Annotated in this window: 21 protein-coding genes; 2 read left to right on the forward strand and 19 right to left on the reverse strand. The window is 62.6% G+C overall.

All coding sequences use genetic code 11. The annotated features are described in order from the left end of the window. Positions 1-110: 110 nt before the first annotated feature. From Q1J79_RS01805 to Q1J79_RS01865, 13 genes are all read right to left on the reverse strand, one after another. On the reverse strand, positions 111-323 hold the full coding sequence (locus tag Q1J79_RS01805; RefSeq protein WP_300295673.1) for a DUF2274 domain-containing protein: 213 nt from the start codon (positions 321-323) through the stop codon (positions 111-113). A 9-nt stretch (positions 324-332) separates the two neighbouring features. Further along, positions 333-1,562: a TrbI/VirB10 family protein gene (locus Q1J79_RS01810; protein WP_300295676.1), complete on the reverse strand. Its 1,230-nt coding sequence runs from the start codon at positions 1,560-1,562 to the stop codon at positions 333-335. Then, entirely contained in the window at positions 1,559-2,578 is a 1,020-nt protein-coding gene (trbG, locus tag Q1J79_RS01815; RefSeq protein WP_300295679.1) for a P-type conjugative transfer protein TrbG, read from the reverse strand. Before trbG ends, Q1J79_RS01810 begins: the two co-directional genes overlap by 4 nt. Beyond that, positions 2,575-3,270: a conjugal transfer protein TrbF gene (gene trbF / locus Q1J79_RS01820; RefSeq protein ID WP_300295682.1), complete on the reverse strand. Its 696-nt coding sequence runs from the start codon at positions 3,268-3,270 to the stop codon at positions 2,575-2,577. Before trbF ends, trbG begins: the two co-directional genes overlap by 4 nt. A gap of 2 nt (positions 3,271-3,272) precedes the next feature. Then, positions 3,273-4,592 carry a P-type conjugative transfer protein TrbL gene (gene trbL / locus Q1J79_RS01825; RefSeq protein WP_300295685.1) on the reverse strand — a complete coding sequence of 440 codons (1,320 nt, stop codon included), beginning with the start codon at positions 4,590-4,592 and terminating at the stop codon, positions 3,273-3,275. 3 nt (positions 4,593-4,595) lie between these two features. Then, positions 4,596-5,300 (reverse strand): P-type conjugative transfer protein TrbJ, encoded by a 705-nt coding sequence (trbJ, locus tag Q1J79_RS01830; RefSeq protein ID WP_300295687.1) that lies wholly within the window; start codon positions 5,298-5,300, stop codon positions 4,596-4,598. After that, positions 5,297-7,762: a conjugal transfer protein TrbE gene (trbE, locus tag Q1J79_RS01835; RefSeq protein ID WP_300295689.1), complete on the reverse strand. Its 2,466-nt coding sequence runs from the start codon at positions 7,760-7,762 to the stop codon at positions 5,297-5,299. Before trbE ends, trbJ begins: the two co-directional genes overlap by 4 nt. Then, on the reverse strand, positions 7,756-8,019 hold the full coding sequence (locus Q1J79_RS01840) for a VirB3 family type IV secretion system protein (RefSeq protein WP_300295692.1): 264 nt from the start codon (positions 8,017-8,019) through the stop codon (positions 7,756-7,758). The genes trbE and Q1J79_RS01840 overlap by 7 nt, the downstream gene beginning before the upstream one ends. Beyond that, positions 8,016-8,339, reverse strand: a complete 324-nt coding sequence (locus Q1J79_RS01845; RefSeq protein WP_300295695.1) for a TrbC/VirB2 family protein — start codon at positions 8,337-8,339, stop codon at positions 8,016-8,018. The genes Q1J79_RS01840 and Q1J79_RS01845 overlap by 4 nt, the downstream gene beginning before the upstream one ends. Further along, entirely contained in the window at positions 8,333-9,340 is a 1,008-nt protein-coding gene (trbB, locus tag Q1J79_RS01850) for a P-type conjugative transfer ATPase TrbB (RefSeq protein ID WP_300295697.1), read from the reverse strand. The genes Q1J79_RS01845 and trbB overlap by 7 nt, the downstream gene beginning before the upstream one ends. Then, positions 9,337-9,780 carry a CopG family transcriptional regulator gene (locus tag Q1J79_RS01855; RefSeq protein WP_300295700.1) on the reverse strand — a complete coding sequence of 148 codons (444 nt, stop codon included), beginning with the start codon at positions 9,778-9,780 and terminating at the stop codon, positions 9,337-9,339. Before Q1J79_RS01855 ends, trbB begins: the two co-directional genes overlap by 4 nt. A 7-nt stretch (positions 9,781-9,787) precedes the next feature. Beyond that, on the reverse strand, positions 9,788-11,836 hold the full coding sequence (locus Q1J79_RS01860) for a conjugal transfer protein TraG (protein WP_300295703.1): 2,049 nt from the start codon (positions 11,834-11,836) through the stop codon (positions 9,788-9,790). A 131-nt stretch (positions 11,837-11,967) separates the two neighbouring features. Beyond that, positions 11,968-12,447, reverse strand: coding sequence for a hypothetical protein (locus Q1J79_RS01865; RefSeq protein ID WP_300295706.1), 480 nt, complete (start codon positions 12,445-12,447; stop codon positions 11,968-11,970). Between the two features lie 186 nt (positions 12,448-12,633). On the opposite strand from Q1J79_RS01865, the gene Q1J79_RS01870 reads away from it, so the two are divergent. Then, on the forward strand, positions 12,634-13,062 hold the full coding sequence (locus tag Q1J79_RS01870; RefSeq protein ID WP_300295709.1) for a hypothetical protein: 429 nt from the start codon (positions 12,634-12,636) through the stop codon (positions 13,060-13,062). Here the strand turns inward: Q1J79_RS01870 and rlxS are convergent. From rlxS to Q1J79_RS01895, 5 genes are all read right to left on the reverse strand, one after another. Then, positions 13,059-15,041, reverse strand: a complete 1,983-nt coding sequence (rlxS, locus tag Q1J79_RS01875) for a relaxase/mobilization nuclease RlxS (RefSeq protein ID WP_300295712.1) — start codon at positions 15,039-15,041, stop codon at positions 13,059-13,061. The two genes, Q1J79_RS01870 and rlxS, sit on opposite strands and share 4 nt — an antisense overlap. Before the next feature lie 275 nt (positions 15,042-15,316). Beyond that, a complete protein-coding gene (locus tag Q1J79_RS01880) occupies positions 15,317-15,937 on the reverse strand; it encodes a lytic transglycosylase domain-containing protein (RefSeq protein WP_300295715.1) in 621 nt (206 codons plus the stop codon). After that, entirely contained in the window at positions 15,934-16,500 is a 567-nt protein-coding gene (locus Q1J79_RS01885; RefSeq protein ID WP_300295718.1) for a S26 family signal peptidase, read from the reverse strand. The genes Q1J79_RS01880 and Q1J79_RS01885 overlap by 4 nt, the downstream gene beginning before the upstream one ends. Beyond that, a complete protein-coding gene (locus Q1J79_RS01890; protein WP_300295720.1) occupies positions 16,493-16,720 on the reverse strand; it encodes a helix-turn-helix domain-containing protein in 228 nt (75 codons plus the stop codon). Before Q1J79_RS01890 ends, Q1J79_RS01885 begins: the two co-directional genes overlap by 8 nt. Before the next feature lie 203 nt (positions 16,721-16,923). Further along, the gene (locus Q1J79_RS01895; RefSeq protein ID WP_300295723.1) at positions 16,924-17,247 is read right to left on the reverse strand and encodes a DUF736 family protein; all 324 of its coding nucleotides are present in this window, start codon (positions 17,245-17,247) and stop codon (positions 16,924-16,926) included. Between the two features lie 494 nt (positions 17,248-17,741). Between Q1J79_RS01895 and Q1J79_RS01900 the strand changes: the two genes are divergently transcribed. Further along, on the forward strand, positions 17,742-18,401 hold the full coding sequence (locus Q1J79_RS01900; RefSeq protein WP_300295726.1) for a hypothetical protein: 660 nt from the start codon (positions 17,742-17,744) through the stop codon (positions 18,399-18,401). Between the two features lie 40 nt (positions 18,402-18,441). On the opposite strand, the gene Q1J79_RS01905 is transcribed toward Q1J79_RS01900, so the two are convergent. Then, positions 18,442-20,148, reverse strand: coding sequence for a ParB/RepB/Spo0J family partition protein (locus Q1J79_RS01905; RefSeq protein ID WP_367182945.1), 1,707 nt, complete (start codon positions 20,146-20,148; stop codon positions 18,442-18,444). Positions 20,149-20,188: the final 40 nt, after the last annotated feature.

Here is a 20,188-nt window from a genome sequence, read left to right on the forward strand (position 1 = left end):
ACCAGACGCCCTCTTTTTAAATTTGTCAGCCTGAGCGTTGTAGCAGATGAAATCCCGCGAGTGGCCGACGAAGTCGACCATCAATTACTATGTGATATAGGCCGAAGGAATTATTTCCGAGCCCTTGCCGAAAAAGCTTTGTCGGCCTTCAGGAATTCCTCCAGCATATACGGAATCAGTTCGGTCAGACTTTCGGCTTCACCATATGTTTCCTTGTAGAAGTCCGCATATACTTGAAGACGCCTATTTAGGTCTGGATGAAGCGAAATACTTATCTTCACTGGCGTCCGGTCCGGTAATTTTGGAAGCTTCAAGCCTGACATACTCCCTCCTCAGCCCTTGCAGGGGTGCAGCACTAAATCCTTCTGGACGACCACACGCACCGGCCAGGCCGGCCGTATCGTGAGCGTTGGTTGGATGTTGAGATTCCGCTCAGTGAGCCGCTGTCCAGCACGATTGGTGTTCTGCTGGGCGGATTCTCGGATTGCTCGTACCAGATCATCTTCCTGATCACCAAGCGCCAGTTCTGTCCCCACACCCAGCATGGTCGAGAGCGCAACTCCGGCGATCAGACGCCAGGTATGATAGTCCACCTCATCTTCCAGCCCGGCATAGCCGGCCGGATCGGTCGCCGGCAGATTCTCGATGGCCAAGCTGGACCCATCCGGCCTGATGATGCGGTTCCACGCGACCAATACCCTTCGCTGGCCAAAGGCGATGACAGAATCATACTTGCCGATGAGCTGACTGCCTTGCGGGATCAGCAAATGGCGGCCCGTCACTGTGTCATAGACATGCTCGGTGACTTGTGCCTTCACCGTGCCCGGCAGATCCGAATTAATCCCCGTCACCAGGCTGGCAGCAATCACGGTGCCAGCCATCACCTGATAGGGGGATGCCGGCTGCTGCAACCGATGTGGGTTGTAAATTCTCGGATCGGCCTTCTGGTTCAGGAAGTCCAGCTTGCGCTGCTGATTATTCTGGTCGCGCTCTGGATCGAGGTCGAGGCGCCGCAGCTCGTCATCAGCTGACAAGGCCGTACCAGTCGCTTGAGCCTTTCCGTCCACGGCCGCATCCGGCTTGACCGAAACCCGGAAGAACACGCCGGCTTCCCTCGCTTGCTGCGCCTGGCGCGCCAACCGCAGCCGCTCGGCCCGCTCCGCGTCATCTTCCGAGTTGGGCCGAAAGGCCAAACGCTCGTTCCCTTGGGGACTGGCAATTCCAGCCTCACGTTCGGCCCGGACTGTCGGCGGGCCGAGATCGCCAGCCATTGGCGGCCCGAGTTGTGGCACAGACTTGTTCATCTCGCCGTAGGTTCTGGGTAAGACCGATAATCCATCTGCCGTGGGCTTACGATCGATATTGTAGAGTTCCTTGCCCTGCCCTTTGGACCGGAAACTTGGCGGATTGAGCGCGATCAAGGTTGTGCCAAAGACCAGCGCCGATCCGATGGCCGCCACGCCAATCAGCAGCTTGCGACTGAACCGCGTCACCGGTCGCGGGTGCGCCCGCAACACCAGCTCGTCCGGCGGCACTTTGCCGGCTTGACCCGCCTCGCTCATGGCCGTCGCTCCGGACCGGCTGCAGTTTGCGGCCGACCATCGGTACGGCTGACCCGCACCACCTGCTGCGGCCCCTTGCCAAGACGGAGTTCTGCAGCGGCAAATAGCCGGTCGACAATGTAGTAATTGCCGCGGACCCGGTAGTTGACCAGTTCAGCGCCGCCATCCGCACCGACCACGAAAAGCGGTGGCGCCTCGCCCTGGTCGAGCCGAGCCGGAAACTGGATATAGACTTTATGACTGTCATCGAAGGCTCGGACCGGCCGCCACGGCGGCTTATCGCCGGTGATCTCGTAGCGGAAGCGCAACCGCTCCAGTGCGATGCCGCCGTCAACAGGCTGCGCGGATGCGGCCGCTTCATTGCGCGCCTGGAGAAGCAGCAGTTTATCCTGCGGATAATTCCAGGAGACGGCTGCCATATAGCTGGCCGGCGTGCTCTCCAGCTCCAGGTGATAGGCTCGGCGGTCGGTGGTGATCACCAGATTGGTCTTTAGGTCCGGTGCTGTCGGTTTGACCAGGATATGGACCTGCAAGGACTCACCGGAGCCGCTGGTGGTGTCGCCAACGACCCAGCGCACGGTATCGCCAGCCGACACCGCGATCAGCTTCTCGCCGGGCTGCAAGGCGATATCGCTGACCTGCTCCGGCATGGTGTAGAGCCGATAGAGCGCACCCGGCGTGAAGGGATAGATCTGCACGGCATTGATATAGCCATGCCGGTTCGGTTCCTGCCGGGCAGCCGCATTGGCTGCCGTCACCCGTTCTGCCGGCGACCGACTGTCTGGTTCTGAGCTTTTGCCATCCGGCAACGGCTTCAACTGCCCCGGCAGTGGCAGAGGCTCCGGGATCCGCACGATCTCGGCCGGCCTGGGCGGCTCGGCCGAGAGAGCAGCCGGCGTGAAGGTCTCATTGTCATAAGAAATCACCGGCGGCGGCAGCTTGTCGGTGCAGGCCGCCAAGGCAAGACCCGATGTCCCGATCAGGCATAGGCGAGCAGTGACAGTATATAATGTCATGGCACTTCTCCGGGGTTGAGTTCCCGCGACCAATCGAGGCCGTGGACATAGATACCGAGCGGATTCTTGCGTAAGGTCACCGCATCGCGCGGCTGCTGGATCACAATGGTGAGGATACCGGTCCAGCGCTCGGTGCCGATACGGGTGCCCTGCTTCCAGATTTCCTCGGTCCATTTGATCTGGAAGGAGTCACCTGAAGCCCGTACCACGCTGGTGACCTCGACCGAGACCGTACGCTCACCTACCGCCTTGAAAGGGTCGCTGCTGAGTGCGTAAGAATTCAGCATCTGCGCACCGCGGTCGGTGGCATAGTCGTAAGCCTCCAGCCAGGCCTTGCGCACTACGATGGGGTCGATGGAGAGACCGCGGACATCGCGGATGAAGCGCGCCAGGTGATAGGCGATCTGCGCGTCGGTCGGCTGGTAAGGGTGTTCGGCCGGGCTAACCGCACTCACTGCGCCGAAACGATCGACCTCGACCACATAAGGCGTGACCCTGGATTGTCCGGCCTGCCAGACGATCCCACCCGCCAGCCCAATTGCCAGGATCAGGCATCCGAAGGCCATCAGTCGCCAATTGGCAGCCTGGACCCTGGCCGAGCCGATCCGCTCATCCCAGGCTTGCGCGGCCTTCTGATAGGGCGTGATGGGCTCCGGCGTATCGCCGTAACGGCTGCTGGATCGCTTGAACATACTCACTCCCTGTCCTGGAGGTCCGGGTTGGCGGCGCTGCCGGAGCGGTCGCCATCCTTGATGGCCTGGGCTGCGATGTGCGTCTGGGTGCGACGACGCTGCTCAGACCGCAGGCGTTCGGCCCAGGCCGGCGCCGATGCCGGCCGTGCCGACATGGGCGTCGACGCAGAAGCTGGCGGCGTGCCACCGGTGGCCGTCCAAGCCGCCTGACGCCCGGCCTGCATGCCAGCCTGGATCGGGCTAGGTGATGCACCTTGGAACGATTTGCCCATCATGATGACGCCAGCCTTGGCGACACCGGCCAAGCCAGCCCCGACACCGGCGAGGCCGCTGGCACTGGAGCCGGTCTTGCCCAGCTCATAGGCGGTGGAAGTTCCAGCGCTTAAGGCGGCCCCAGCGCGGACGGCCGAAAGCCCCTGGCCGGAGATCATGCGGGCGGCGGCAAATCCCAAACCGGCGCCAGCCATGGCCCCCGCCGCCAGACCGCCGACCGTGCCGATCGCAGCGCCGGCACCCAGTTGCGGCGCACCCGAAGTCAAACCGGCGGCAATACCAGGTCCGAAGATGCCAAGGCCAAAGAGCGCGATGGCGCCCAGCACCAGCGACATAGCCTGGGTCAGATTGGGCGGCTGCCCCTGCAAGGCAGAGACGAAATCGGCAAACAGCGTCGTGCCGATACCAACGATAACGGCCAGCACCATCATCTTGACGCCCGAGCCGACCACATTGCCGAGAACGCGCTCGGCCAGAAAGGCGGTCTTGTTCCAAAGCGCGAAAGGCACCAGGACGAAGCCGGCAAGACAGGTCAACTTGAACTCAACGATAGTGATGAAGAGCTGGACCGAGAGAATGAAGAAGGCCAGCACCACCACGGCCCAGGCAAACAGTAACACTAGAACGGTGACGACATTGTCGAAGAAAGTGCTGAACCCCAGCATCGAGCCGGCCTGCTTGAGCAAAGGCCAGGCGGCTTGAAAACCGGTGCCGGCGACAAAGCCCGGCCGCAGCAGGTCATTGGCCGACAGGCTGTTGGCGGTGGCCTTCAGGCCGAGGCCCGTGAAGGAGTCGAAGATGACACCCGACAGCATCGTCCAGTTGTTGAGTAGCAGCGCGAAGACACCGACATAGAGGACTTTACGGATCAGCTTGGCCAACACATCGACATCCTGGCCCGACGACCAGAAGAGACCGGCAAGCGTGATATCGATCGCCACCAGCACGCTGGTCAGATAGGCCACCTCACCGGTCAGCAGGCCGAAGCCGCTGTCGATATAGGTCGTAAAGACCTCGGTGAAACGATCAATGACGCTTAAATCGTTCATCACTTACCGCCCCGGATAGGCATCGCTGGAGCCCATGAATTGCTCGAAACTGGCCCGGGCTTGCTCCTGGGCCATCGCGGCCCGTGCTTTCTCCAGTGCGTCGGCACGGTATTGCGCTGTGGCCAGGCCTTGCGCCTGCAACTGCTGCTTGGCCGACAGCGCGAGCAGTTGGTTGGTCGCCTGGCTGGCCTGCAGATTGCCTTGGGCGGCATCTGACTGATCGATCAGCCGTCCCAGCTCGTCCGTGTCAGCGTCAATGTTGGCCGACACTTGCGCCTGCATACGCATGGTCCGTTGCAGCGCGGCGACGGAATTCTCCCAGCGCCGACGCGCATCCTGACTCAACTGATCCTGAGTAACGCTTGCGCTGTACTGCTGCGGGTACTGTTCGGCAAAGGCGCGATCGGTCTGCTCCATGTCGAAGGCAATGCCGTCGGCCTGGCGCATCAGGATGGTGATACGGCCAAGCCCAGACTGGATGGCATAGAGGCTGGAATAGTCCATGCGCTGCAGATTGCGCGCCTGGTTCTGCAGCATGAGGATCTGGTTCTGCAGACCCTGGACTTGGTTGTTGATCTGCTGCAACGTACGGGCCGCCTGCAGCACATTCTGGGCATAATTGGAGGGATCGAAGACAGTGAGCGCCTGAACAGGCGATGCCGCAGCAAAGAAGCCTGCCGTCAGGGTGACCATCAGATGCCGCTTCATGATGACGCCTCCATCCGTTGCACACGAAAGTCCTCAGCCAGATAGGCCGCCCATTCGAGACCTTGGGCCGCAAACCAAGCCTCCGTGAAGCGCTCCGGCCCGGCCTTAGCGAGCACGTCGTCGATACGTTTTTGATCATCCGGCGTAGATGCCCCGCAAAGGCTGAGCGCCACCGGACCGAGGCCGAGTTCGAAGAGGCGATTGCCGCGTCGGGATTGCAGGTAGTAATCCCGCTTGGGCTGGGCCTGCGCGATCAACTGGATTTGCCGCTCATTCAGCCCAAAACGCTCATAGACCAGCCTGATCTGCGGCTCGATGGCCCGGTCGTTGGGGAGGAAGATGCGCTGTGGGCAGGCTTCGATGATGGCGGGTGCTATGCCGCTATTGGCGATATCGGACAGCGAGGGCGCGGCGAAGATAACAGCGACATTCTTCTTGCGCAGGGTCTTCAACCAGGCGCGGATACGAGCGGCAAAGAATGGATGATCCAGAAAGAGCCAAGCCTCATCGAGGATCAGCAATGTCGGCCGGCCGTCGAACTGCGCCTCCAGCCGATGGAACAGAGAGGTCAGCACCGGCAGGATGACGCCCGCCTGCCCCATCAAGGCGTCCATCTCGAAGCAGGTCACGTCGGCAAGGCTCAAATCTTCGGTGGATGCATCAAGCAAACTCCCGAACGGCCCTTCCAGGGTGTAAGGCTGCAGTGCCGTTTTCAGTGCATTGGATTGCAGCAATACGCTAAGCCCAGTCAGCGTTCGCTCATGGATCGGCGCCGAGGCCAGACTGTTCAGCGCCGACCAGAGCGCTTCCTTGACCTCTGGCGTCACGATGACCTTCTCATGGGCGAACAGGCCAGCCAGCCATTCAGCCGCCCAACTGCGCTCGGCAGGGTCGTCGATATGACGCAAGGGCTGGAAGGACAGCGCACCCTGTAGCTTCAGATCGTGATACTGCCCGCCCATGGCGAGCACGGCGGCCCGGCTGGAGCGGTCCTTGTCGAACATCACGATGCGCGAGCGCGGATAGCGCCGGAACTGCAGCATGATGAGGGCCAGCAGCACCGATTTGCCCGCCCCGGTTGGGCCGGCCATGAACATGTGCCCGACATCGCCGATATGAGTGACGAAGCGAAATGGCGTGGTACCGCGGGTCTCGGCCAGCAGCAAGGACGGGCCATCGAGATGTGTATTGCCTTCGGGCCCGGCCCAGATCGCCGAGAGCGGCACCAGATGGGTGAGATTGAGCGTATGCACCAGTGGTTGACGGACATTGGCATAGACATGGCCCGGCAGGCTGCCGAGCCAGGCCTCGACGGCATTCAAGCTTTCGCGGATGGTGGCAAAACCCCGGCCATTGATGACCCTTTCGACGGCGCGCAGCTTTTCGGCTACCACTTGGCGGTCCGCATCCATGACGGTGACGGTGGTGGTGAGGTATCCGAAACTGACCTGATCGCTGCCCAGCTCCTGCAAGGCCGCATCGGCATCGACCGCCTTGTTATCGGCATCGGAATCCAGCAGCGGTGCCGGCTGGTTGTAGAGCACTTCGCGTAAGATCGCGGTGACTGACTTCCGCTTGGCAAACCACTGCCGGCGCAACCGAGTCAGTGCTTTGGTGGCGTCCGGTTTGTCGAGCGGGATGAAGCGCGTCACCCAACGGTATGCGAAATTGAGCTGGTTCAGTTCATCCAATAGCCCGGGCTGCGTCAGGTTGGGAAAGCCCAGCACGGTGAGGCTGCGCACATGCCGCTCGCCCAGCATCGGCTCCAGACCGCCACTGAACGGCGTGTCGGTCAGGATGGCATCGAGATAGATTGGCGTTTTCGGAACCGCGATGTCATGCCGCCGGGTCGAGATCGTACCGTGCAGGTAGGCAAGGGTGCCGGCATCATCCAGCGGTTCGAATTCCGGCATGATCAATCCGAGCAGATCGAGCGTCCGATTCGTCTCAGTCATGAACTGCTCCAGCCGTTTGCGCCAATCCTGCACCGGCTCGGCCTGATCACGCTCCAGCAAGAGATTACCCAACCGATGCACCTCATCGACCGGCGGCAGCCAGGTCAATGTGAGGTGATAGCGGCTTTCGTGATGCTGACGGCCAACCGGCGCCTCCATGCCTGGATGCAAGGCTTCACCCTGGAAGGTGGCCCGACGCTCCTGATCGACCAGCCAGGAGGCCGGGTCGGGGAAATCGCTTGTCGGGTAACCCGGTGCCTCATAGCGCTCGGCCTCGAAGAAGATCGCCCAGCCCGAGCCGAAGCGGCGCAGCACGTTGTTGAGGCGGGCGCAAGCTGCCACCAATTCAGCCTCGGTCGCGCTCTCCAAATCCGGGCCACGAAAACGGACACTACGCTGGAAGCTGCCATCCTTGTTCAGCACCACTCCGGGTGCGACCAGGGCTGCCCATGGCAGATGGTCCGCCAGCAGGGAGGCTTTGCGCCGGTATTCGCGCAAGTTCAGCATGACAGATAGCTTTTCTGGCGCAGATGACGGGCCAGCACCGTGACAAACTGCGGGTCGCGCTTGGCCGCCAGCACGGCAAGGCTATGACCGATCAGCCAGACCAGCAGGCCGGCGATCCAGAGCCGCAAGCCTAATCCCAAAGCCGCCGCGAGTGTGCCATTCAGGATGGCAAGATTGCGCGGGGCGCCGCCCAACAGGATCGGCTCGACCAGGGCCTGGTGCAGCGGCAGCTCAAAACCTTCGATGCGATTGCTCATGAGATGAGCGCCCCACCGCCAAAAGAGAAGAAGGTCAGGAAGAAGCTGGTCGCGGCAAAGGCGATCGACAGCCCAAAGACGATCTGGATCAGGCGCCGGAAACCGCCCGAGGTATCGCCGAAGGCCAATGAGAGACCTGTGACGATGATGATGATCACCGCCACGATGCGCGCAACCGGGCCCTCGACTGATTCCAGGATCGACTGCAGCGGGGATTCCCAAGGCATGTTGGAGCCGGCGGCATAGGCCGAACCGGCCGTGGCGAGTATGATAACTTGACCGGCCACACCTTGTGAGAGGATACGGACGAGCTTCAGCATGCGGCCTCCTGGCTGTGTCGTTTTGGCAGGGTGAGAAGCTCGGTCAGCCGGTAGGTGCCGTCCGGCTCGATGCCATCGAGTTGGGCGATGGTCTCGACCCGGCGTCCGAGCCCGCGGCCCGCGATGAACACGATCAGGTCGACAGCCTCGACGATCAGGCTGCGCGGCACGGTGATGACCGCCTCCTGGATCAGTTGCTCCAGCCGGTAGGGCGTGGCACGCGCCGAATTGGCATGCACTGTAGCCAGCCCACCGGGATGGCCGGTATTCCAAGCCTTCAGGAGATCGAGTGCTTCCGGGCCGCGGACCTCGCCGACGATGATGCGGGTAGGCCGTAGCCCCATGGCCGAGCGCACCAGAGCATTCAGCAGCACCACGCCGGGGATGGTACGCAGCGGCACCTTGTCAGGCGCCGCGCATTGCAGTTCGCGTCGGTCCTCGATCAGGATCACCCGCTCTCGCATCTGGGCAATCTCGGCCAGCAGGGCATTGGCCAGCGTGGTCTTGCCCGAGCTGGTGCCGCCGGCGATGACGATATTCTTATGCTCGCGCACGGCTCGACGCAGCAGGTCGGCCTGGCAGAGCGTCATCATCCGATCAGACACATAGTCTTTCAGCGTGAAGACCTTGGCGGCTGGCTTGCGGATGGCAAAGCAGGGTCCGAGCGAAACAGGCGGCACAATGGCCTCGAACCGCTCGCCAGCCAGGCCTGGCTCATGCGGGGGCAGTTCGGCGCTCAGGATCGGATTGCCAGCATGGATCTCAGCATGCACATGGGAGGCAACCAGCCGGATGATCCGCTCGACCTCGGCTGGCATCAGCTGGATGCCGGTCTCGACAATGCCCTCCGGCAACCGATCGAGACGCAACACCCCGTCGGGATTGACCATGACCTCGATCACGGCCGGATCGTTGAGCGCCATGGTGATGGCCTGCCCTAAAGCCGTGCGCAGCATGCCACGGCGGCGTTCGAGGGTTTCTGGCGAAAAGAGCCCGATCATGCCCGCCCCTCCCCGGCTCGCCTGCCTTCCATACCGTCCGGTGCGATCCGGTTGAGCACTTCCGTCGTCAGACTTTTTCCCGCCGACAGGCGCCGACCAATCTGCGCGATAAACGTCTCGAACCGCTCTGAACCTACGGCCTTTGCCGCCGCCTGATCGGCCTCCGGCAGCGGCGCCGTGATGGTGAGCTGGTAGCGGATGAAAAGGCCCAAGGTCTCCAGCAGGATCTGCTGGTCGCGTTCGATGCGGGCAAGGCTCCGACCGGTCTTATCCAGCCGCGCCTTGATCACCGGATCGATTTCGATCGCCGCGCCACGGGCGAAATAGGCTTTCAGGGCATCGGCGACGATGGCGGATTTGGAAGCACCGGGCCGTTTGCAGAGCCGCTCCAGTTGCTCGGTCAGCTCGTCATTGAGATAGAGGTGATGGCGCGGCTTCATGGCGGTCTCAGAAGCTTGGCAATGCATCGTCGTGGCGATGTAGTCCGTCGGCGGTGTTCATGGCATGCGCGCGCTGCAGTGCTGCATTGGGCCGGCGCAGGTTGAGCACGCCCTGGCGCCCGGTGGTCGGATTGTCGAGGTCGTCATCCAGCAGCGCGAGGTCGTCCGGCGCCTCGCCCTCAGGGCGGACAATCTCGGTCTCCGGCAAACCGGGATGGCGCTGCAGACCGCCTTCCTCTTCACCGGCAAAAGCATCACCAATGGCGCCGCTGCCTGCAGCCAGCCGATGGTTCGGCTCGCGCACCTGGCCGCTCCAGTCATCTGACCGCTTTGTTGGGCAGTCGGGATACGGGCCCGGATTTAAGGTCGGTGGCGGCAAGACGCGATCGGTGAAATTGGCATCGCGGAAATACCGCAGCTTGCGCGCCCGGATCGGCGCCAGGCCGGACACCAACACCAGTTCCTCGTGGGCCGGCAGTTGCATCACCTCACCCGGCGTCAGCAGCGGCCGGGCAGTCTCCTGGCGCGAGACCATGACGTGGCTCAACCATGGTGCCAGGCGGTGACCGGCGTAATTGCGCTGGGCGCGCAGTTCTGTGGCCGTGCCTAGGGCATCCGAGATGCGCTTGGCGGTGCGCTCATCGTTGGACGAGAACGCGATACGGACATGGCAGTTGTCCAGGATAGCGTTGTTCTCGCCATAGGCCTTGGAAATCTGGTTGAGCGACTGCGCGATCAGATAGGCGCGGATGCCATAGCCGGCCATGAAGGCAAGCGCCGTCTCGAAGAAATCAAGCCGTCCCAGTGCCGGGAACTCGTCCAGCATCATCAGGAGCTGGTGCTTGCGCTGCTTGCCGGGGTCGCCTTCCAAGGTCTCGGTCAGCCGGCGGCCGATCTGGTTGAGCACCAGACGGACCAGCGGCTTGGTGCGGGAGATGTCGGATGGCGGGATGACCAGATAGAGCGAAACCGGTCGCTCGGCGTCCATCAGATCGCCAATCCGCCAGTCGCAGGCCACCGTGGTGGCCGCCACTGTCGGGTCGCGATAAAGGCCGAGGAACGACATCGCAGTCGACAGGACGCCAGAGCGCTCGTTGTCGGATTTGTTCAGCACTTCTCGGGCGGCCGAGGCGACCACTGGATGGACCTGGGGATGCTCGGCATCGCCCAGATGGTTGGTCGCCATCATGTCGCGCAAGGTACGCTCAAAGGCCCGGTTCGGATCGGACAGCAGGTTGGCGACACGGGCGAGCGTCTTTTCCTCTTCGGCATAGAGGACATGCAGGATGGCGCCGACCAGCAGGGAATGGCTGGTCTTTTCCCAGTGATTGCGCCGCTCCAGCGCGCCTTCTGGATCAACCAGGATATCGGCGATGTTCTGCACATCGCGGACCTCATGTGGACCCTTGCGCACCTCCAGCAGTGGGTTGTAGCGAGCCGAGCGCAGATCGGTCGGGTTGAACAGCAGGCAATGTGAGAAACGTTGCCGCCAGCCGGCCGTGAGCTGCCAGTTCTCGCCCTTGATGTCATGAACGACGGTCGAACCGGTCCAGGTCAGCAGCGTCGGGATGACAAGGCCGACACCCTTGCCGCTGCGGGTCGGCGCAAAGGCCATGACATGCTCCGGCCCGTCATGGCGGAGATAGCGGCTCCCTAAACGACCGAGGAAAACGCCGCGCGGCTCGAAGAGCGCTGCCTGCTGGATTTCGGACTTGGTGGCCCAGCGCGAAGAACCGTAAGTGGTGACGAGGCGGTTCTGGCGTGCCCGCCAGAGCGAGCCGATAACGGCAGCCATAGTGCCGAGCAGGCCACTACCAGCAGCCGCCAAGCCGGCGCGCTGGAAGATGTCCGGCGCATAGGCCTCATAGGCATACCACCATTCGAACAGGCGCCAAGGGTGGTAGATCGGCCAGCCGAGCAGGTCGAACCAGGCAGCCCCGAGCCGCGGCTGGTAACCCAGCATCACGGCCGCCCATTGGGTCGAGGACCAGAGCCCGCCGATGACGATGGCGAAGACGACGAGAGCCTGACCGATGAGCAGCTTGGTGGGCGTCATATCCCGGTCCCAATGTGTCCATGGCACCAGTGCCATGGCGTGGGACTAGGACTCGCTCAAAAGCTCAGAATCGAAAATCGCGCTTAGTTACGCCGCTCTACGCCCTACTCAGGCTGCAAAAGAATTCTTAGCTAGCCGAAGCGGCGTTTGAACCGCGCATAGCCGTAATACACGATCACAAGGCCGAGGCAGAGCACGAGGAAGGCCAATCCGGCCAAGACGAGACCGAAGCCTTTGGCATTAAAACTGGCAAAGCTCTGCATCAGTACGATGAAGAAGTTGCAAGCACCCATCGCGATCGACCTCTTGAAGTTCAGGTAGACTTCCTCGTCGCTCCAATGATCACCCCAGAACCGGATCTTGGCGCGCTGCCATTCCTCTTGGAACAGGAAGCCCATCGCGCCCCCAAACCCAGATTGGTTATGAGGAGTACCAGCGTATTCAGGCTGAGCCGCTCCCACCATTTCGACGGGAACCGGCTGCCGGCCGGAACGGGACGACGCATAACGCGCCTTGGGCAAGATCGCAATCAACGCAAATAATGCACCCGCGATACCTGCAATTGCCCCAACAATATTCGCAACTCCAACAACTACATTGAACAAATCCATGCTCTTCCTCATTGCCTGGCGCAAAAAAAAATGCACGCCCCGATTCTGCGCCAGAAAATTGTGCCGCTAGATCAGGTGAAGGACAATTCTGCGATGCGCAGAACAGACTAGATTTGATTCATATTTGTCTCAGTCTGAACGCGTATCGCCTGCCATAATTGAAGCTCTCTGAATGAGGGCGATGTCATGATCCTCTCACTTGTTGCAACAGTTATAGGCTTAGGCGCCTTCTGCGCCCTGCTCTACCGACTCGCGGTCTATGCCTTTCCCATTCTGGCCGCACTCGCGGCGGGCCAGGGCGCCTACGGCCTCGGCGCTGGTATCTGGGGCAGTCTTATTCTCGGCGTGCTCGCGGGATTCATGGCCCTGATCCTCGGGACGGTTCTCTTCTCCGCCAGCCGTTCGGTCTCTTTCCGCCTGATCATGGCATTCGTGTTCGCGCTCCCGGCGACCTATGCAGGATATCTACTTGGCCTCTCGCTTCTGCGCATCGGCGCAATCGATGGATTCTGGCTGCAGGCCCTGGCCGCGACCGGCGCTGTTGCCGCTGGAGCGACGGCGGTCTTGCGCCTCATCGATCCCGAATTTGCACTTAGTCGAAACCAGGCGGCCTAACCAATGGCAGGGCCTCGGCTCCGTCCAATCGACCAGTTGATCTGATCGCCATGCAATACACCCGCAACAAACTTGCCGAGCTGTCGCTCCATCACCGGCCGCCAGGGCACGAGTGTGAACTCCCTGGTCTTTGCGATGACGGCCATACGGCCACTGGCAAGCATCACCGATCTCCGATAAATCCCTTCGACGCGCTCACCGCGGCTGGCTTCGACGTAAGCCAGGCCCAATTCCTGTGAGAGCTGGCCGGCGACACGGGCAAGCTCCTGCCGACGCAGCACATTCAGGAGTCCGGCGCGATACACCACTTGCCCAGCCTGCTCTTCGGCCAAGCCCTGAGCGATCAGCCATTGCCGCCGCTGCTGCAGGGCTTTCTGGACTGACTTGCCGAAGCCAGCGTCACGAATACCTGCCGGATCAGCATTGACCAAGCTGTGGTCGAGCCAGGTTTCCGCCTCGATGCCTGTCAGCTTTTCCAGCGGCAGCGACGACAACACCTTCACCTCGACCGGACTGTCTTTGGCCCGGCCGGCCTCATAGGCGGCGGCTTTGTCCAGATGGTCTATGGCGATGGCCCAGATGCCGTCGGCGTCGCGCACCACTGTCCCGGTCGCCCGTCGCACCGCTTCGAGCCGGCGAATATGGCTTGCGATAAAGGCCGGGCGCGCGCTCGGATCATGCTGCCGATGAAGGTCCGCGCTGTAGCGTCCCTCGTGCGCAGCGGCGATCTCGGCGATGGTCCGGTCAGCCTGGCTTGGTCCGATCGGCCTGGCCGCCACAGCGACGATATTGTCCTCGGCCATCGCCTCCTGTCGGTCCAACTTGCCGATCTCGACATAATGGCTGCGGCCATCGATACCGTCGATGACCATGAAATGCCGATCGTTGATCTCGTCCGAAAGACCCAACCGCAACACCAGCCCGACGACCGGCTTGGCCTGCGGATCGGTGGGATCGTAAATCGCATAGTCCCCTGCCGCATGGCCAATTCCCTTCTCAGTCATCGCCCGATGCATGGTCTTGACGATGTCGCCGCGTTCACCCATACGACGGAGCGTCACCTCTAGGCTGCTGCTCAAGCGCCAAATCCCCGGCTGTGTTTCTTCCGCCAGCCCCAGCCGCTTCAGCATCTGCAGCCGTCCGGCCTTCAGGCTCTGCTGGAACCGGGCATGATCGCCGTCTTGCGACAGGCCGATGGAAACCATTCGGCCATCGCCCGCCTCGCGGAGCAGGCCGCGATCCAGGCTGGTGAAGCGCTCCTGCCCGACCTCCTGCCGTAGCCGATCCTCGATCTCGATATCAGTGCGCGGCCCCAGATCGAGCGTCACGATCTCCTGGGCCCGTTCGCGCAAACCTTTCGCGATATACTCCCGGGCAATGACCATATCCTCGCCGCGATCATCGCGGCCACGCAAGATGACGTGGCTATGTGGATGACCGGTGTTGAAATGGTCAACTGCCACCCAGTCGAGCTTCGTACCGAGATCCTGCTCCATCTGGCGCATCAGCCGCCGGGTAAACTCCTTCAGATCTTCATACTGTGTAGCGTCTTCGGCCGCGACGATGAAGCGGAACTGATGTCGGTCGCCATTTGAGCGTTCCAGAAAAGCCTTGCCGTCGGCCCGGTCCGCTTGCGCATCGTAAAGCTGCCCCGGCTGTCCCTCGCGAGTCACGCCATCGCGCTGGATATAGCGCAGATGCAGCTGCGCGCCTTTCAGATTGCGGCCGGCGAGTTTGACCAGCCGTGCTTTGACCACGACACGCCGGGTCCGCCAGCCAGTCCAGCGATCCCGTCCGGCCAGCACATGGCCGATGCCGGCACCGCGACCGATACGACTGCCCTGGAACCGTCCGCCCCGCTTATGCAGTCCCCCGGCCAGACCGGCCGCCTGCAGCACCCGGTTGCGGAAAGACTTGACCATCTTCTGGCCATCGGCACGCACCTTGCCGAGCCGGGGCCTGAAATCGTCATCACGCATATCGCCACCGCATGTGGTATCCCGTCATGGTGAAGAAAGGCATGCCGCAGGCCTTCGGCAAGAAGGCGCTATAGGAGCCCTGCAAGGCTAAGGACTTGTGCCAACCATGGCGCCAACGTCTCGCACCTAGCGCCATACAAACCGATGTGCAGACAACATCTTCGGCGCCGCTTGGCGCCGATGCTTTTATCTTGCCCTACCGCGCCCATGGGACCGCGATCCACCCTGCTGCGCCGAAGTTTGCGGATATCTGCTCGCCTAATGCGGCGGGCGATTTAACGGAACGAAGGATATAGCTGCCTCTCGCCCACTGGCGCGCTGTTGCGAATGAAGAAAAGGCTGTTGCCCGTGGCCAGATTGACGGAATTTAGCTGGCCTGCCGGCGCCGTTTGCGCCACCGATTTGACACCCGGCAACGACTGGTTTTCGAGCACGCCGAGGTACGAAATCGTCTCCGTCGGAAGAGTTTCGCCGGTTGAAAGATACCGGGTGTAGCGACTTGGGCCGGCATGATAGGCCGCGAACAAGCCTGGATAGCCGAAACGATCCAGCATCGCGCGCAAATAGGCTGTACCGGCCAGAATATTGTCACGCGGATCATGCGGATCGGCACCCAGCCCGTATATCTGGCGCATCTCAGCATAGGTTTGCGGCATCACCTGCATGAGGCCGAGCGCCCCAGCTTTCGATTCGGTCGACCGGCCATTGATGATTGCGCGGCCGCCGCTTTCGGCTTGCATCACCGCCTCGATCCAGCCCGGCGGAATGCCGAACCGCCCTGCGGCCTCGGCAATGAATGGCTGCCAGCGGCCGATACGCTGCGCCGCGGTTCCTGCCCGACTGTCACCAGCCCATGCCACAGCAATCGCCAAACCGGCGCCAACGATCTGTCTCACCAGGTCCACAGGGGCACCAACTGGCCGATCACACTGGTGCGCGGAACCGGCCCCAGATAGCGGCTGTCGAAGGAGTCTAAGATCGCCGGATTGGCGAGAAACACCTCATCGTCGGCCACGATCCGGCACCCGTACCAGGCCGGAAGCAGCCGGCCCTGGCCGTCGCGCACCAGCCGCTGCAACACCAAGCCGGACGCCAGCCAAACGGTATCGCCGGCTGCACAAACCACCTCGCCCGGCACGGCCGCGACCGGCTTAATCAGTGGGATATCGGCCGGAAGGTAACCACGGGTAGCAGCCATGCGGCGCGTCGAGTCCGACAACCGAACCAGCAGCCAGGCGCCGCGCTGGAGCTGCGCCATAGCCGCAAGCCGGTACAGGCCGAACGGCGCGCTGGCGCTGGCATTCCAGACTAGCAGGGGATGCTTGGGCATCCCGACGGCGGCCCCTAAGGCTGCCAACCCCAGCAGTGTCAGGGTCAAAACGCGGCGGCGATACCGGCGAGCGTGCAGCCGCCGGCACCCGATGAGGCTGCCGCCGAGTGCCAATTTGAGATCAACCATGAGAGGTCGACGTCTTGCTCCGTCCCTTCGACCAGGCGTCCAGATCGTCGATGTGGTAACGCACATAGCGGCCGTGTTTGCGGTATTGCGGACCGCCACCCACCACGCGCATTTTCTCCAGCGTGCGCTGCGACAGCCCAACATAGAAGGCTGCCTGAGCCGTATTCAGGAACGGGCTGCCCTTCCTGGCATTGGCTGCCCGGGTCGCTTCATCGTCCATGCTGCCCTCCATGCTCCGATCCGGCGAGGACGGCGCACTGCGGCGCCGCATTGCCAAAGCATGGCAATGCCGGGCACGCTACGGGCAGGGTCGAAAACAGCCCCCTGCTGAAAACGACCCACTACAGGTTTCCGGCGACCGAGAGGCCAGTACGAGGACAAGAAAAGGCCCCCGCGCGCATGACGCGGGGGCCCAGGGCTCGGTCAGTCGGCCGGATTCCAGATGACGGCATAGACGTCGTCATCGTCGTGGCCGGCAGCGCGGCCGAGATTGGCGTAGAGCTTGCGCGGCCCGAATTCCGGGGCAGCCAGGCTCAAGGACACATAGTCCTTGCCGGAGGTCTCGCCGGTGCGGATCCAGCCGGCGCCGATCTCGACGCCCTGGGTGAGGACGCGGAAGTCAGGCTGGTTTTCGCCGCTTTTGGCGTTGTTGGGGAGGATGTCAATCTCGGCACGGATCGAGAGGGTTTTGAGCTGGCCCTTATAGGCGCCGGTGGACTGCTTGGTGACGTATCCGATGGCAGGCATGATCTGTCTCCTGGGTTGCTCGCCGGGATGAGTCCCTGCGATGGCAAAACCGTCCTGGCCGAAGCGGCACCGGGAACCCGGCGCGCATGCGCCGGGCCGCAGCATCGCGAAGGACCGGAGCGAGTGGCTTTTTTGCAGGGCGTAAGCCCGACGCGAGGAGCCGCGCGCTGCCCTCATGGGCATAGCGGCGCGCGGCGGGGAAAAAAGCCACGAGCGATGGTTTCCCCAGGGGCCGAGTCGGCCATAAGGTTTGCGCAAACGAGCAGGGAAACCCGGCGATCAGCGCGGGACAGTCCAGCCGAAATCGCGCCAATACCAAGGGTCAGTCGGCGTCCTCTTGCCTGCTCCCCACCCTCTCGCTAGGCTCACTGCCGGCGACCCGACCCGACCTGTCGCCGGGTCAAAACGGGCAAAACCATCTTAAGATCCGGTCCTCTCTTCAGGGGCGTCGGTAATCGGCGACGGACGTTCCCGCAAAGAAGGGATCGATCATCATGCCCATGCTTCTGCTCACGGCCGCAAATTGCGACTACGTCAAACGCAAACTTCGCCGTGCCCTGCCACATGTCGGCTCCGCGCATCTGACCGAGGCCCTGGCCAATGCCCTCGGATTCCGCACCCATGCCGCGTTGCGGCCGCACTTGACGCCCAGCCGGTCGACAAGACCGCAGCTTGCCGCCGTCGATATCGACCGCCTCGGCCAGCGGCTGCTCGAACTCGGCGAAAGAATGGTGGCAACCGATTCCCTGCCCGGCATCCTGCACTCGGACGACATACCGGACCGTATCTGGTGCGCGTATCGGCAAGGCGACCGGGTTGCCAACAACTACTGGTTCCGGGCATGCCAGGATCGCAATATCCCCAACATCTATATTCAGGAATACGGGGCGCTCGCGGACCTGCATTGGGATTGCTGGTCGATCGATCCCGACGATGAAGCGCATGTCCGCGACAGTCGCGGCGACACGCTGATGCGCGAGCTATTCCGGTGTTACCAGGGGTTCGTGAAAGGTGCCGATCCGGGGAAGTCGGAGTTTTTCGGCTCTGGCTTCGTCGGCTCAATCGAACGCCTGAGCCCGGCCGTGGCGCGGCAGATCGCCGATGCCTATTTCTGGCGGCTCTATACGCCCATGCGCCAGCAGGCGGCGGCGTGAGAGGAATTGCGGCACGGGGATGACCCCGTGCCGCAGCCGGTTACAGGTAACCGCGCCCTGGAAACTCCAGCCAACGCGGCAGCCAACCCTCCACCTTGTCACGACCATTGCTGCCGGCCAGACAGTCGCGGATGACCTGTTTCTGCACCGCGAGTGTCGCAGCTTGATTGCCCTGCGCCACCGTGTCGCCGGCAACCTCGGCCAACATGGCAGTGACAACCCGCTTGTCGCGTAGCATGTCGAAAAAGGCATCGTCGGGTTGCCAGAGCGTCCGCAGATCGACAGCCAGATGCGCCCCCATTGTATCGATCAACGGGGTGCCGACCGCCAATGTCTCAGCCATAACGAAGGCCATCACCCGCAACACTTCCGCATCGGTCAGCGTCAGCAGTGCGACGAAAACCGTCTCGGTATCGCCGTCGCCGGTGATGGCCTCAGTTTCTTCCGACAGGCCCAACAGGCTGCGGATTTCAGTCCGGCGAGCGCGATAGCCCGCCTCGGCCGGGCTGGCGGCAAGGCTTTGCGCAATGTTATTGCCACCCGCCCGCTGCGGCTCCGGGGCGACCTGCCAAAGCGGCGACCCGCCGATGGCGTGAGCGACCATCAGCCGCAGTGCTACATAGGTGTCGTCCAGCAGATATTTACGCACGGCGGCATGGCGATGCAGATCGAGATAGGTTTGTAAGCGCGCTGTCCGTTCCGGTCGAACGGCTCTGGCCTCGGCGGACACGCCCTGTTCCGGACCGTCCATCGTCTTACGGCGGACCTTCTGCGCCTCCTGTCGTGACAGATAGCCCTCGTGGATGGCGACCTCGCCGCGCGCACTGATCTGGATATAGACCCTGCCGCCCTTGCGTTTGGCAGTCTTTTCGTGATCCCAGAGGTGGAAGCTCTGGCCCGGTTCCAGCACCACCACCTCCGCCCAGCCCTTGGCGAGATAGGCATCGCGCCGGGCAGCAACGGCCGCCTTCTGATGCTGCCAGAACAGCTCGCTATCGGCGAAATAGCCACCCTCGCCGAACAGATCAGCGACGATCTGGCCGGGATAGGTGTCGAGCGGGAACAAGGCGGCGCTGGCGGCAATCGACTGGCCGCCGAACAGCCAGGCCTTCAACTGCTGGCCGCGCGGGGCGAAGGCCTCCGGGTCTTCCAGCAGCGTCAACCACTCTTTCTGTTGAGCTTTGCTGGCGAGAGTCAGGTGCCGCACCGTATCGGCCTCGATTTCGTCGCGGCGATACGCCTCGCGGATTTTCGGCAAAAGGTTGCCGAGCGCGAGCCGCTGCTTCACTGCCGTTTCGGTCAGGCCGAAGGTGGCGGCGATCTCCGCCACCTCGCGGCCCTGTTTGACCAGCTTTACGAAAGTCTCGTATTGGGTCATTTCATCGACATCGCGCCGGGCGAGGTTTTCGATCAGCGAGGCTTCCAGCGCGTCGGCATCGTCACCCGGCTCCATGACCGCGCAAGGCAGGTCGGGCGTGGTGCCAGTCTCAGCGGCGACGATACTGGCGGCGAAATAGCGCCGCCGCCCGGCAACGATGCCGTAGGCCTCGTTTGTGTCGGTCCCCTCTCCGGTTGTGGGACGAACCAGGAGTGGGACCAGAATGCCGCGTGCCCGCACGCTCGGCAGCAGGTCGGAGACGTCCGGCGCACGGCGCTGGTGGCGCATATTGGTGGTGGCGACTGCGAGGTGATCCAGCGGGATATGGGTGAGATGCATGGCGGAAACTCCTTTTGTGGTGAGTGCCATCAGCGACGCGGCGGCATAGACGGCGGAGCGTCGCCAACTG

This window comes from Ferrovibrio sp. (assembly GCF_029255545.1).
Classification (GTDB): Bacteria; Pseudomonadota; Alphaproteobacteria; order Ferrovibrionales; family Ferrovibrionaceae; genus Ferrovibrio.

Bases quoted from the DNA above. Each gene is read 5' to 3' on its own strand.
- Q1J79_RS01810 (WP_300295676.1), bottom strand. From the start codon at position 1,562: ATGAGCGAGGCGGGTCAAGCCGGCAAAGTGCCGCCGGACGAGCTGGTG.
- Q1J79_RS01845 (WP_300295695.1), bottom strand. From the start codon at position 8,339: ATGCTGAAGCTCGTCCGTATCCTCTCACAAGGTGTGGCCGGTCAAGTT.
- trbJ (WP_300295687.1), bottom strand. From the start codon at position 5,300: ATGAAGCGGCATCTGATGGTCACCCTGACGGCAGGCTTCTTTGCTGCG.
- rlxS (WP_300295712.1), bottom strand. From the start codon at position 15,041: ATGCGTGATGACGATTTCAGGCCCCGGCTCGGCAAGGTGCGTGCCGAT.
- trbL (WP_300295685.1), bottom strand. From the start codon at position 4,592: ATGAACGATTTAAGCGTCATTGATCGTTTCACCGAGGTCTTTACGACC.
- trbB (WP_300295697.1), bottom strand. From the start codon at position 9,340: ATGATCGGGCTCTTTTCGCCAGAAACCCTCGAACGCCGCCGTGGCATG.
- Q1J79_RS01870 (WP_300295709.1), top strand. From the start codon at position 12,634: ATGATCCTCTCACTTGTTGCAACAGTTATAGGCTTAGGCGCCTTCTGC.
- Q1J79_RS01855 (WP_300295700.1), bottom strand. From the start codon at position 9,780: ATGAAGCCGCGCCATCACCTCTATCTCAATGACGAGCTGACCGAGCAA.
- trbF (WP_300295682.1), bottom strand. From the start codon at position 3,270: ATGTTCAAGCGATCCAGCAGCCGTTACGGCGATACGCCGGAGCCCATC.
- Q1J79_RS01885 (WP_300295718.1), bottom strand. From the start codon at position 16,500: ATGGTTGATCTCAAATTGGCACTCGGCGGCAGCCTCATCGGGTGCCGG.
- Q1J79_RS01905 (WP_367182945.1), bottom strand. From the start codon at position 20,148: ATGGCACTCACCACAAAAGGAGTTTCCGCCATGCATCTCACCCATATC.
- Q1J79_RS01805 (WP_300295673.1), bottom strand. From the start codon at position 323: ATGTCAGGCTTGAAGCTTCCAAAATTACCGGACCGGACGCCAGTGAAG.
- Q1J79_RS01890 (WP_300295720.1), bottom strand. From the start codon at position 16,720: ATGGACGATGAAGCGACCCGGGCAGCCAATGCCAGGAAGGGCAGCCCG.
- Q1J79_RS01865 (WP_300295706.1), bottom strand. From the start codon at position 12,447: ATGGATTTGTTCAATGTAGTTGTTGGAGTTGCGAATATTGTTGGGGCA.
- Q1J79_RS01840 (WP_300295692.1), bottom strand. From the start codon at position 8,019: ATGAGCAATCGCATCGAAGGTTTTGAGCTGCCGCTGCACCAGGCCCTG.
- Q1J79_RS01895 (WP_300295723.1), bottom strand. From the start codon at position 17,247: ATGCCTGCCATCGGATACGTCACCAAGCAGTCCACCGGCGCCTATAAG.
- Q1J79_RS01900 (WP_300295726.1), top strand. From the start codon at position 17,742: ATGCCCATGCTTCTGCTCACGGCCGCAAATTGCGACTACGTCAAACGC.
- trbE (WP_300295689.1), bottom strand. From the start codon at position 7,762: ATGCTGAACTTGCGCGAATACCGGCGCAAAGCCTCCCTGCTGGCGGAC.
- trbG (WP_300295679.1), bottom strand. From the start codon at position 2,578: ATGACATTATATACTGTCACTGCTCGCCTATGCCTGATCGGGACATCG.
- Q1J79_RS01860 (WP_300295703.1), bottom strand. From the start codon at position 11,836: ATGACGCCCACCAAGCTGCTCATCGGTCAGGCTCTCGTCGTCTTCGCC.